Genomic DNA, 11,363 nt, shown 5'->3' with positions numbered 1-11,363 from the left:
TCCGTGACCGTCTGGAGCCAGCTCGTCGGCCAGGAGCGCGCCATCGGCGCCCTGCGCGACGCCTCGACCCCCCGTGACGAGAGGGGGCACGAGTCGACCTCGATGACCCACTCCTGGCTGATCACCGGGCCGCCCGGCTCCGGCCGGTCGAACCTCGCCTACGCGTTCGCCTCCGCACTGCTCTGCCGCCGCGGTGGCTGCGGCGAGTGCCCGGACTGCGCGCAGGTCGCCGCCCGCTCGCACCCCGACCTCGCGGTCCTCGCCACCGAGCGCGTCATCATCTCGATCGAGGAGGTGCGCCGTCTCGTCTCGTCCTCTCAGTACTCGCCGTCGGTCTCGCGCTACCGGGTGATGGTCATCGAGGACGCCGACCGGATGAGCGAGCGCACCTCGAACGTCCTGCTGAAGGCGCTCGAGGAGCCGCCCGAGCGCACCGTCTGGATCCTCTGCGCGCCCAGCGAGGCCGACCTGCTGCCGACGATCCGCTCGCGGGTCCGTTCCGTGCGCCTGCGCGTCCCCAGCGTCGAGGACGTCGCCGGCCTGCTCGAGCGCCGCGACGGCGTCGACGTGGAGACGGCGGAGCGCGCCGCCCGCCAGGCCCAGAGCCACATCGGCATGGCGCACCGGCTCGCGACCGATGCGAACGCCCGCGAGCGGCGGGAGGAGACCCTCCGGATCGCGCTGAGTCTGCGCGGGGTGTCCGACGCGGTGCTCGGTGCCGCGCGGATGATCGAGGTCGCCACCGAGGACGCGAAGGCCTACACGCTCGAGCGCGACGAGGTCGAGCGCCAGCAGGCGCTGCGCTCGCTCGGCGTCGAGCCCGGCGGCACGATCCCCGCCCAGCTCCGCTCGCAGCTGCGCACCCTCGAGGAGGACCAGAAGCGCCGGGCGACGCGCAGCCTCCGCGACGGCCTCGACCGCATCCTCGTCGACCTGCTCTCGCTCTACCGCGACGTCGTGCGCCTCCAGCTCGGCGCCCCCGGCGGCGTGATCAACGAGGAGGTGCGGAGCGAGATGACGGCACTCGCCTCGGCCACCGCCCCCGAGCGCACGCTCGCGGTGCTCGACGCCGTGGCGGAGGCCCGGCAGCGCATCGACGCGAACGTCTCGCCCGTCCTCGCCCTCGAGGCGATGCTCGTGGTCGCCGCGCGGCGCCCGGTGGCCGCGTGAGGCGCCCGGGCCGCTGGTCGGCGCTCGCCGCGGTCGGCGCCGCGGTCGCGCTGCTCTCCGGCTGCTTCGCTCCCGGACCCTCGCCCGAGCGCACCTCGACGCCCGCCCCGCAGGCGGTCGACGCCGATCTCGAGCAGTACTACGGCCAGGTCCTGGTCTGGGACGACTGCGGCGAGGGCATGCAGTGCACCGACGCGACGGTGCCGCTCGACTGGGACGCCCCGGCCGGCGAGACCGCCTCGATCGCCCTGGTCCGCCACCCGGCGACGGGCGGGGACGCGATCGGCTCCCTCCTGGTCAACCCGGGAGGGCCCGGCGGGTCCGGGGTCGACCTCATCCGGGACAGCCTGGACTTCGCCGTGGACGACGAGCTCGCCGCCCGCTTCGACGTGGTCGGCTTCGACCCGCGCGGCGTCGGCGCCTCGACCGCGGTGTCCTGCCTCGACGCCGCCGGCCTCGACTCCTACCTCTACGACATCGTCCCGGGCGAGCGCGGCAGCGACGAGTGGATCGCCGCCCAGCGCACCGCCTCGGCCGCCTTCGCCGCCGCCTGCGAGGAGCGCAGCGGAGCGCTGCTGCCCGAGGTCGGCACCACCAGCGCGGCCCGCGATCTCGACGTGCTGCGGGCGGCGCTCGGCGACCAGGCGCTGCACTACCTCGGCTACTCCTACGGCACCTTCCTCGGCGCCACCTATGCCGGCCTGTTCCCCGATCGCGTCGGCCGCCTCGTGCTCGACGGCGCGATCGATCCGGCCGCGACCTCGCTCGACGTCGTCCGCGAGCAGGCGATCGGCTTCGAGAGCGCCCTGCGCGCGTATCTCACCGCCTGCCTCGGTGGCGAGGGCTGCCCCTTCACCGGCACGGTCGACGAGGCGACGGCGCAGGTCGCCGCGATGCTGGAGCGGGTCGACGCCTCGCCGATCCGCGCCCAGGACGGCCGGCAGCTCGGCTCGAGCACGCTGCTCACCGCGATCGTCTACCCGCTCTACTCCGCCTCCTCCTGGGGCGGGCTGAGCGAGATGCTCACGGACGTGCGTCAGGGCGGCGCGGAGATCGCCTTCCAGTACGCGGACGCCTACAACGGCCGGACGGCCGACGGCGACTACAGCGACAACGCGACCGAGGCCTTCCTCGCGATCAACTGCGTCGACTACGCCTACGACGCCGAGACGGAGTCGATGCGGGCGGACGCCGCGGAGCTCGAGGCGGCGGCGCCGACGCTCGGCCGCTACCTCGCCTACGGCGACATCCTCTGCGGCGAGTGGCCGGCCGCCTTCGAGGGCTCGCGGGCGCCGATCACGGCGGAGGGCTCGGGCCCGATCCTCGTCGTCGGCACCACCAATGACCCGGCGACCCCCTACGTCTGGGCGCAGGCACTGGCGGAGGAGCTGTCCGACGGGCACCTCGTGACCTTCGACGGCGAGGGCCACACGGCCTACAACAAGTCGAACTCGTGCGTGAACGACGCGGTCGACGCGTACCTGCTCGAGGGCGTCGTCCCCGAGGAGGACCCGCAGTGCTGACCGAGCAGGAGCGCCGGGGCGCGCCGGAGCAGCCGGGACTCCGGGAGCGCAAGCGCCTCGCGACCCGGCGCGCGATCGAGACCGCCGTGCTGCGGCTCGCGAGCGAGCGCGGGCCGGACCGCGTCACGATCGAGGACGTCTCGCGGACGGCCGACGTCTCCACGCGCACCTTCTTCAACTACTTCGCCTCGAAGGAGGACGCGCTGGTCGGCGGCCTCCCGGTGATCTCCGACGAGACCGCGGCCGCGTTCCTGGCGGGCGAGGCGCCGCTCCTCGTCGACCTGCAGGCGGTCTTCGTCGCGGCGGCGGAGGTCCCGGGGGAGGAGGACCGCGAGCTGCACCTGCTGCGGCGCAGCCTCTTCCGCGAGCACCCGCAGCTCGTCGGCCTCAAGATCGCCGGCATGCGGGAGTTCGAGCTCGCGATCGAGGACCTGGTCGCCGAGCGCCTCACCCGCGGCGGGACGGACGCCGAGGCGGTGCGCAGCCGGGCCCGGATGCTCACCCTGCTCGGCCTCGCCGCCATGCGGCACGCCTGGGCCGGCTGGGTCGACCACGACGGTCGCGACGCGCTCCCGGGACTCATCGTGCACTCCTTCGAGGAGTTGCGCGGCGCGCTCGCCGAGTAGCCGGCGGGCCCCGCGCCCGGATTCACGCCCCGGCCCGCGAGCAGGCTATGCTGTGTAATCGTGTCCGGGGCCAGCGCCTCGCGAGCACGCCGCCTTAGCTCAGTCGGTAGAGCGTCTCACTCGTAATGAGAAGGTCGTCGGTTCGATTCCGACAGGCGGCTCCGCCTTTTTCCCCGTGGTGCAGCCGCGAGTGCAGCCATCGCCCCGTATCTCCGGCCCCCAGGCCCCGTCGATCCCGGTTCGTTACCCTGGTCCGGATGACCGACACCCCGCCCCGCCGCCGACCGCGCGCCCTCGTGGCCGCCGCAGCCGTCGTCGCCGTGCTGCTGGGCGTCGGAGCCTTCGGCGCCGGGACGGCGATCGGCCGCACGGCGACTCCCTCCGCGGCGCCCACCGCCTCGGCACCCGCCGCCGCGACGACGGCCACAGCGACGCCGACGCCGACCGCCCGGCCCGCCGGCACCGAGACCGCCGAGGCGCTGCGCACCTGCTCCGTCGCCGAGCTCGCGGCGGATCCGCGCCTCGGCTCGATGCAGGCGCGGGTCGTCGATGCGGCGACCGGCGAGGTGCTCTTCGACCGCGGCGGCACGACCGCCTCGCGCACCGCCTCCGCCCTGAAGATCCTCACCGCCGCCAGCGCGCTCGCCGTCCTCGGCCCGGACACCCGGATCGCCACGACCGTGGTCGCGGGCGACGCTCCCGGCAGCGTCGTGCTGGTCGGCGGGGGAGACCTCACGCTGAGCCGCCTGCCGAGCGGTCAGGAGTCGGTCTACGCCGGCGCCGCGCACCTCGACGACCTCGCCGCGCAGGTCGAGGCCGCCTGGGACGCCGACCCGGCGACCGCGGGCGCCACGATCTCCTCGGTCGTGCTCGACGCCTCGCTCTACTCCGGCGACACCTGGCAGCCGAGCTGGAACCGCAAGGAGCAGACCGACGGCTACATGCCCGAGATCACCGCCCTGCAGGTCGACGGCGACCGGGCGGACTCGAGCGCCGCCACCTCCCGCCGTGGCGAGGACCCGATCGGCCGGGCGGGCGACGCCTTCGCGGACGAGCTGTCCGGCTCGCCGACGGTGAGCACCGGCACCGCCCCGGCTGGAGCGCGGGTGCTCGGCACCGTCGAGTCGGCCCCGGTGAGCACCCTCGTGCAGCAGATGCTGCTCGTCTCGGACAACGCGATCGCCGAGATGCTCGCGCGGCTGGTCGCGATCCGCACGGGCTCGGGCAACGACTTCGGCGCCGAGCAGGCGGGCGTCCTTCAGGGCCTCGCCGGCTACGGAGTGGACACGGCCGGGATCACGATCGTCGACGGCTCGGGGCTCAGCGACGACAACGCGGTGGCTCCGGCGTACTTCACGAGCCTGCTGCGGAAGATCCACGCCAGGGAGGGGCAGCTCGGCGTCCTCCTCGACGGCCTCCCGGTCTCGGGGCGCACCGGCTCGCTCTCCTACGCCGACCGCTTCGCCGGCGACAGCGCGGTGGCCGACGGCGCCGTCCGCGCGAAGACCGGCTGGATCGACACCGGCTACACGCTCGCCGGCGTCGTCGACGCCCAGGACGGCACCGCGCTCACCTTCGCCGTCTACGCGCTCGGCGACGTCTCCGACTCGGCGAAGACCGCCATCGACACGCTCGTCACCGGCGTCTACCGCTGCGGCGGCGCGCTCTCCGACTCCTGACCGACCCGCCCCCACTGCTCCCGCTCCGAGAGGACCACCATGACCACGGCACTCCTGATCGTCGACGTGCAGAACGACTTCACCGAGGAGGGCGCCCTCGCCGTCGCCGGCGGCACCCGCGTCGCCGAGGGGATCACCGCATACCTCGCCGCGATCGCCGGCCGCTACACGACGGTGCTCGCCTCGCGCGACTGGCACGACGGCGACTCCGACAACGGTGGGCACTTCGCCGCCCAGCCCGACTTCGTCGACACCTGGCCGGTGCACTGCGTCGCGGGGACGGCCGGTGCGGAGTACCACCCGGCGCTCGCTGTCGACGCGGTCGACGTGCACATCCGCAAGGGCCAGGGCCGCCCGTCCTACTCGGCCTTCGAGGGGACCGCGGACGACGGCGCGCCGGTGCCGGCGCTGCTCGAGCACCTGGGCGTGACCGAGCTCGACGTCGTCGGGCTCGCCACCGACTACTGCGTGCGGGCCTCGGCCCTCGATGCGCGCGCGGCCGGCCTGGAGGTGCGCGTGCTCTCCGACCTCGTCGCCGGGGTCTCGCCCGAGGCGAGCGCCGCGGCGCTGCGCGAGCTGGCCGAGGCGGGTGTGCGCGTCGAGGTCTCCTCCACCGTGCTTCCCTCCTCCACAGGGGCTCCGTCGTCCACAGGGGCGACCGGCTCCTGAGGTGCGTCCGGGGGCGGTCGTAGACTGAGAAGCATCGTCGTGCGGGGTCCGCGCGACTCGATCCGCACAGGAAGAGTGTTCTCGTGAGTGATTCCGTCGTTCGAAGCGCCGCCGAGGCGGCCCTGCTCGCCCGCGTCCCGTCGCAGCTGCTCATCGGCGGCGCCTGGGTCGACGGCTCGGGCGGCGGCACGATCGACGTCGAGGATCCGGCCACCGGCGGGGTGATCCGCACCATCGCCGACGCGACCCCGGAGGACGGCCTGCGGGCGCTCGACGCCGCCGTCGAGGCGGGGCCGGCCTGGGCCGCGACCGCGCCCCGGAAGCGCGCGGAGATCCTCCGCCGCGCCTTCGACCTGCTGCAGGAGCGCAAGGACGACTTCGCCCTGCTGATGACGCTGGAGATGGGCAAGCCGTTCGCCGAGGCGCTCGGCGAGGTCGCCTACGGGGGCGAGTTCCTCCGCTGGTTCAGCGAGGAGGCGGTGCGCATCTCGGGTCGCTACGGCGTCAACCCGGAGGGCACGGGGCGGATGATCGTCTCGCAGCACCCGATCGGCCCGTGCTACCTGATCACCCCGTGGAACTTCCCGCTCGCGATGGCGACCCGCAAGATCGCCCCGGCCCTCGCCGCCGGCTGCACCGTCGTGGTGAAGCCGGCCGAGCTGACGCCGCTGACGACGCTCGCCTTCGCCGCCCTGCTCGCGGAGGCGGGGGTGCCGGACGGCGTCGTCAACGTGGTCACCACCTCCTCGGCCGGCGCGGTGTCGGAGCCGATCCTTTCGGACCCGCGGCTGCGCAAGCTCTCCTTCACCGGCTCGACGCCGGTCGGGCGGACGCTGCTGCAGCAGGCGGCCGAGGGCGTGCTGCGCACCTCGATGGAGCTCGGCGGCAACGCGCCGTTCGTCGTCTTCGAGGACGCCGATCTCGACCGCGCGGTCGAGGGCGCGATGCTCGCGAAGTTCCGCAACATCGGCCAGGCCTGCACCGCCGCCAACCGCTTCTTCGTGCACGAGTCGATCGCCGAGGAGTTCGCGGCCCGCGTCACGGAGCGCGTCCGCGCGCTGACCGTCGGCCGCGGGACCGAGTCGGGCGTCACGATCGGTCCGCTGATCGACGACCGCGCCGTCGAGAAGGCCTCCTCGCTGGTCCGGGACGCCGTCGAGCGCGGCGCCGAGGTCCGGGTCGGCGGGCACGGCATCGACGGAGCGGGGCACTTCTACGAGCCGACGGTGCTCGCGGGGGTCGCGCCCGGCAGCGAGATCCTGCGCACCGAGATCTTCGGCCCGGTCCTCGCGATCGTGCCGTTCCGCGACGAGGACGAGGCGGTCGCCCTCGCCAACGACACCGAGTTCGGACTCGTCTCGTACGTCTTCACCCGCGACCTCGCCCGCGGCCAGCGGATGATCGAGCGGCTCGCCACCGGGATGATGGGCCTGAACGTCGGCGTCGTCTCGAACGCCGCGGCGCCCTTCGGCGGGGTCAAGCAGTCGGGGCTCGGCCGCGAGGGCGGGCTCGAGGGCATCCACGAGTACCTCAGCACCAAGTACACGCTCACCCCCGACCCCTTCGCCTGATCCGTGGAGCTGATCGAGGTCCGCTCGCTCGAGGACCCGCGGCTGCGCGACTACGCGCACACCACAGACGTCGCGCTGAAGAACGCCCGCGGCCCGCACGGGCTCTACCTCGCGGAGTCGGCGCTGGTGCTCGAGCGCGCGCTCGCCGCCGGGCACCGGCCGCGCTCGGTGCTCTCGCTCGGCGGCTCGGTCGAGAAGGCCGAGCGGCTGCTCGGCGACCGCGACGTGCCGGTGTTCACCGGGCCCGGCGAGCTGCTGGCCGAGCTGACCGGCTACACGCTGCACCGCGGCCTGATCGCCGCGCTGGACCGGCCGGTGCTGGCCGACCCCGCGGAGCTGCTCGCCGGCGCGCGCCGCGTGGTCGTGCTCGAGAACGTGGTCGACCCGACCAACGTCGGCGCGATCTTCCGCTCGGTCGGCGCGATCGGCGCCGACGCCGTGCTGGTGACGCCGCGCTGCTCCGACCCCTTCTACCGCCGGGCGATCCGCGTCAGCATGGGCACGGTGCTGCAGGTGCCCTGGACGCGGGTCGGCGACTGGCCGAGCACGCGCGCGCTGCTGCACGGGGCCGGCTTCACGATCGCCGCGATGGCGCTGACCCCGGAGGCGGTGCCGCTGCGCGACTTCGCGGCGGCCACCCCGGAGCGGGTCGCGCTCGTGCTCGGCACCGAGGGGGAGGGGCTCACCGAGGAGGCGCTGGCCGCCGCGGACGTCGCGGTGCAGATCCCGATGCGGCACGGGATCGACTCGCTGAACGTCGCGGCGGCGAGTGCGGTCGCGATGTGGGCGCTCGCGGCGCCCTGACCCCCCGTCAGGGCCGCGGCCCGTCGTTCCGCGCACCCCGGACGCCCCGGTCCGAGCGCCTGCGCTACGCTCGCCACGAACCCGGCCGGCACCGCTCCTCCGGCGCCCTGCCGTCCTCCGCCGTCATCCACTCCCGAGGTCGTCCATGCCCGAGCGCTCCCGGCTCCGCGCCGCCCGCCTGCCGTCGGCCGTCGCGGCCGTGCTGCTGCTGGCCCCGCTCGCGGGCTGCACGCTGGACCCGGCCGAGGTGCCCGACTCCGGTGCCACGCCCGCGCGGACGATCCGGGCGACCGAGCCGACGCCCGTCGCGACCGGAGCGGTGACCGAGGGTGATGAGGTCTCCCAGCTGATCACCCGGTGCCTCGCACGCTACGGCCTCAACGAGCGGCCTCCGGCGCCGGACGGCTCGCTCAGCGAGACGGAGTGGCTGGCCGCGCAGGAGGCGATCGCCGACTACGACCGCACCCTCACCGACTGCTCCGCCGAGGCGCTCTCCACCGACGCGCCCGCCCCGACGATCGCCCCCTGATGCGCGTCGAGGGCTGCGCGGCGCTGGTCTCCGGGGGAGCCTCGGGGCTCGGGGCCGCGACCGCGCGAGCCTTCGCCGACGCAGGAGCCCGGGTCGTGGTGCTCGACCTGCCGGCGGCGCTCGACAGCGCCGACCTGCCGGAGTCGGTCCTCCGGATCGCGGGCGACGTCCTCGACGGCGACGCCGTCCAGCGGGCCGTGACGGCCGCCGAGGGGCTGCGGATCGCGGTGACCTGCGCCGGCGTCGCCACCCCGGGCCGGCTCCTCGGCCGTGACGGGCCGCTGTCGCTCGACGCCTTCGAGCGGGTCCTGCGGATCAACACCGTCGGCACGCTGAACGTCCTGCGGCTCGCGGCGGCCGCGATCGCCGAGGGCGAGCCGGTCGAGGGGGAGCGCGGGGTCCTGGTCACCACCTCGTCGATCGCCGCCTTCGAGGGGCAGATCGGGCAGGCGGCCTACGCCGCCTCGAAGGGCGCCGTGGCCGCGCTGACCCTGCCGCTGGCGCGCGAACTGGCGGCCGCGCTGATCCGGGTCGTCTCGATCGCGCCCGGCACCTTCGACACCCCGCTGCTCGCCGGGCTGCGGGAGGCGGCGCGCACCGCCCTCGGCGAGGCGGTGCCGCACCCCGCCCGGCTCGGGAGGCCGTCGGAGTTCGCCGCGCTCGTGCGCCACGTGATCGAGAACCCGATGCTCAACGGCGAGGTGATCCGCCTCGACGGCGCGCTGCGGATGCCGCCGCGCTGACCGGGCGGGGGCCGCGCTCAGACCAGCAGCTGGTGCTTGGCCAGGTCGCGGTAGAGCGGCGTCGACTCGACGAGCTCGGAGTGCGTGCCGATCCCGACGACCTCGCCCTTCTGCAGCACCACGATCTGGTCGGAGTCGACGACCGTCGACAGGCGGTGCGCGATGACGAGCAGCGTCCGGTTCTCGGCCACGGAGTCGATCGCGAGCCGCAGGCGCTGCTCGTTGAGGCCGTCCAGGCTCGAGGTGGACTCGTCGAGCAGCAGGATCGGCGGGGCCGCGAGGAGCGCGCGCCCGATGGCGAGGCGCTGGCGCTCGCCGCCCGAGAGCATGACGCCGCTCTCGCCGACGGGGGCGTTCAGGCCGAGCGGGTTGCGCTCGAGCACGTCGGTGAGGTTCACGGCCTCGAGCACCCGCAGGCAGTCCTCGTCGGAGGCGTCCGGTCGGCCGAGCACGAGGTTCTCGCGGAGGGTGCCGGCCAGCACCGGCGCGTCCTGCTCGACGTAGCCGATCTGCGCGCGGAGCGCGTCGCGGTCGATGGCGGTGATGTCGACACCGCCGAGCCGGACCACGCCGGCCTCGGGGTCGTAGAAGCGCTCGATCAGCGCGAGGATCGTGCTCTTGCCGGCGCCGGACGGGCCGACCAGGGCGGTGCGCTTGCCGCGCGGGACGGTGAAGGAGACGCCGCGCAGGACGGTGCGGTCGCGCGCGTCCTCGTCGGCGTCGAGTGCCTTCTCGTCGTAGGAGAAGACGACGTCGTCGAAGGCGATCGCGGAGTCGGCGACGCCCGGGCCGAGGCCGCCGCCGTCGCGCTCGCCGTCGCCCTCGATCGGCAGGTCGATGATCTCCTGGATCCGGCCGAGCGCGCCGAGCGCCGAGTTGACCGAGGTGATCGCGCCGATGAAGTTGCCCAGCGGCATCACCATCATGAAGAGGAAGAGGATGAACGACACCAGCTGCGCGATGTCGATCGCGCCCGAGGCGACGCGGTACCCGCCGACGCCCAGCACGGCGAGGAAGGCGACCTGCATCGCGATCCCGGCGACCGGGACGACGAGCGCCGAGATGTGCGCGACGCGGATGCCGAGGCGGTAGGCCTCGGTCGCGTGCGTGTCGACGACGGCGATCTCGCGGTCGGTGGCGCCGGCGGCGCGGATGGTGCGGACGGCGCTGATCGCGCGCTCGACGGCGGCGGCGAGATCACCGACCTTCTCCTGCGCCTTCCGGCTGGCGACGCGGATGCCGCGGCCGAGGGTGAGGGCCGCGCCGAGGGCCACGGCGACGACCACGACGATGATCAGCAGCAGCACCCAGTCGATGATCGCCATGGCGACGATCGCGCCGACGAAGAGCAGCGAGCCCGCGATCGAGTCGACGAGGCCCTGGGTGAGCACGGCACGCAGGAGCGTGGAGTCGGAGCCGACGCGCGAGACGAGGTCGCCGGTGCGGCGGGCGTCGAACTCGCGGATCGGCAGGCGGAGCAGCCGCGCGACGAGCCGGCGGCGGCTGGAGAGCACGATCCCCTCACCGGTGCGCTGGAGCAGGTAGTGCGCGAAGCCGGAGATGAGGCCGGAGGCGACGACGAGCACGAGGAGCGCCCAGACCAGCGGGCCGAGGTCGAGGCCGTCCTGCACGCGGGTGATGACCTGGCCGACGACGAGCGGCTGGGCGAGGCTGGCGGCGGCGCCGAACAGGCTGAGCACCACCACGACCGAGAGGATGCCGCGGTGCTCCAGCAGGTAGGGGACGAGCTGCGAGAAGGAGGCGCGGGGTCCGTCGTCCTTGCCGCGGCGGGGCCGCCGTCCGCCGCGCGTGCTCTCCGTGGTGCTGCTCATCGCTCGTTCGTCCTCGCTCACGCCTTGCCGTACTTCTTGTGGACCGCCGTCCATCTTGCCCCTTCGTGGCTGCGAACCGGCCCTCGATCGGGACGGGACGCCATGCTGATCGAGTAGCCGGCGGAGCGGGCGTCTCGAGATCCGCCGGCGTCAGAACGCGAGTCTGCGGACCGGCCCTGCTGACCACGGTGGGTCTTGATACGCCCCTGCGGGGCTA

At 74.4% G+C, this 11,363-nt stretch carries 10 protein-coding genes and 1 tRNA gene; 10 read left to right on the top strand and 1 reads right to left on the bottom strand.

What is annotated here, in order from left to right:
* Positions 1-3 precede the first annotated feature (3 nt).
* The 10 genes from MT353_RS17705 (at position 4) to MT353_RS17660 (ending at position 9,314) form a co-directional block, all read left to right on the top strand.
* Complete coding sequence (locus tag MT353_RS17705) at positions 4-1,170, top strand: DNA polymerase III subunit delta' (RefSeq protein WP_243625477.1); 1,167 nt, start codon at positions 4-6, stop codon at positions 1,168-1,170.
* Positions 1,167-2,693 carry an alpha/beta hydrolase gene (locus tag MT353_RS17700; RefSeq protein ID WP_243625476.1) on the top strand — a complete coding sequence of 509 codons (1,527 nt, stop codon included), beginning with the start codon at positions 1,167-1,169 and terminating at the stop codon, positions 2,691-2,693. The genes MT353_RS17705 and MT353_RS17700 overlap by 4 nt, the downstream gene beginning before the upstream one ends.
* Positions 2,687-3,319, top strand: a complete 633-nt coding sequence (locus tag MT353_RS17695; RefSeq protein WP_166674151.1) for a TetR/AcrR family transcriptional regulator — start codon at positions 2,687-2,689, stop codon at positions 3,317-3,319. Before MT353_RS17700 ends, MT353_RS17695 begins: the two co-directional genes overlap by 7 nt.
* 88 nt (positions 3,320-3,407) lie before the next feature.
* A tRNA-Thr gene (locus tag MT353_RS17690) sits at positions 3,408-3,480 on the top strand.
* 96 nt (positions 3,481-3,576) lie between these two features.
* Complete coding sequence (gene dacB, locus MT353_RS17685) at positions 3,577-4,998, top strand: D-alanyl-D-alanine carboxypeptidase/D-alanyl-D-alanine-endopeptidase (RefSeq protein ID WP_243625475.1); 1,422 nt, start codon at positions 3,577-3,579, stop codon at positions 4,996-4,998.
* A gap of 39 nt (positions 4,999-5,037) precedes the next feature.
* Positions 5,038-5,667: an isochorismatase family protein gene (locus MT353_RS17680; protein WP_243625474.1), complete on the top strand. Its 630-nt coding sequence runs from the start codon at positions 5,038-5,040 to the stop codon at positions 5,665-5,667.
* An 83-nt stretch (positions 5,668-5,750) separates the two neighbouring features.
* Positions 5,751-7,238, top strand: a complete 1,488-nt coding sequence (locus tag MT353_RS17675) for an NAD-dependent succinate-semialdehyde dehydrogenase (protein ID WP_243625473.1) — start codon at positions 5,751-5,753, stop codon at positions 7,236-7,238.
* A 3-nt stretch (positions 7,239-7,241) separates the two neighbouring features.
* Entirely contained in the window at positions 7,242-8,042 is an 801-nt protein-coding gene (locus tag MT353_RS17670; protein WP_243625472.1) for an RNA methyltransferase, read from the top strand.
* A gap of 145 nt (positions 8,043-8,187) precedes the next feature.
* Positions 8,188-8,571: a hypothetical protein gene (locus tag MT353_RS17665; RefSeq protein WP_243625471.1), complete on the top strand. Its 384-nt coding sequence runs from the start codon at positions 8,188-8,190 to the stop codon at positions 8,569-8,571.
* Entirely contained in the window at positions 8,571-9,314 is a 744-nt protein-coding gene (locus MT353_RS17660; protein ID WP_243625470.1) for an SDR family NAD(P)-dependent oxidoreductase, read from the top strand. The genes MT353_RS17665 and MT353_RS17660 overlap by 1 nt, the downstream gene beginning before the upstream one ends.
* Positions 9,315-9,331: 17 nt before the next feature.
* Here the strand turns inward: MT353_RS17660 and MT353_RS17655 are convergent, their stop codons facing one another.
* Complete coding sequence (locus tag MT353_RS17655) at positions 9,332-11,146, bottom strand: ABC transporter ATP-binding protein (RefSeq protein WP_243625469.1); 1,815 nt, start codon at positions 11,144-11,146, stop codon at positions 9,332-9,334.
* Between the last annotated feature and the right edge of the window lie 217 nt (positions 11,147-11,363).

The organism is Rathayibacter sp. VKM Ac-2927 (genome assembly GCF_022815525.1).
Lineage (GTDB): Bacteria > Actinomycetota > Actinomycetes > Actinomycetales > Microbacteriaceae > Rathayibacter > Rathayibacter festucae.
The sequence above is the reverse complement of the archived record's forward strand: the minus strand, read 5'-3'. Positions and strand labels throughout refer to the sequence as shown.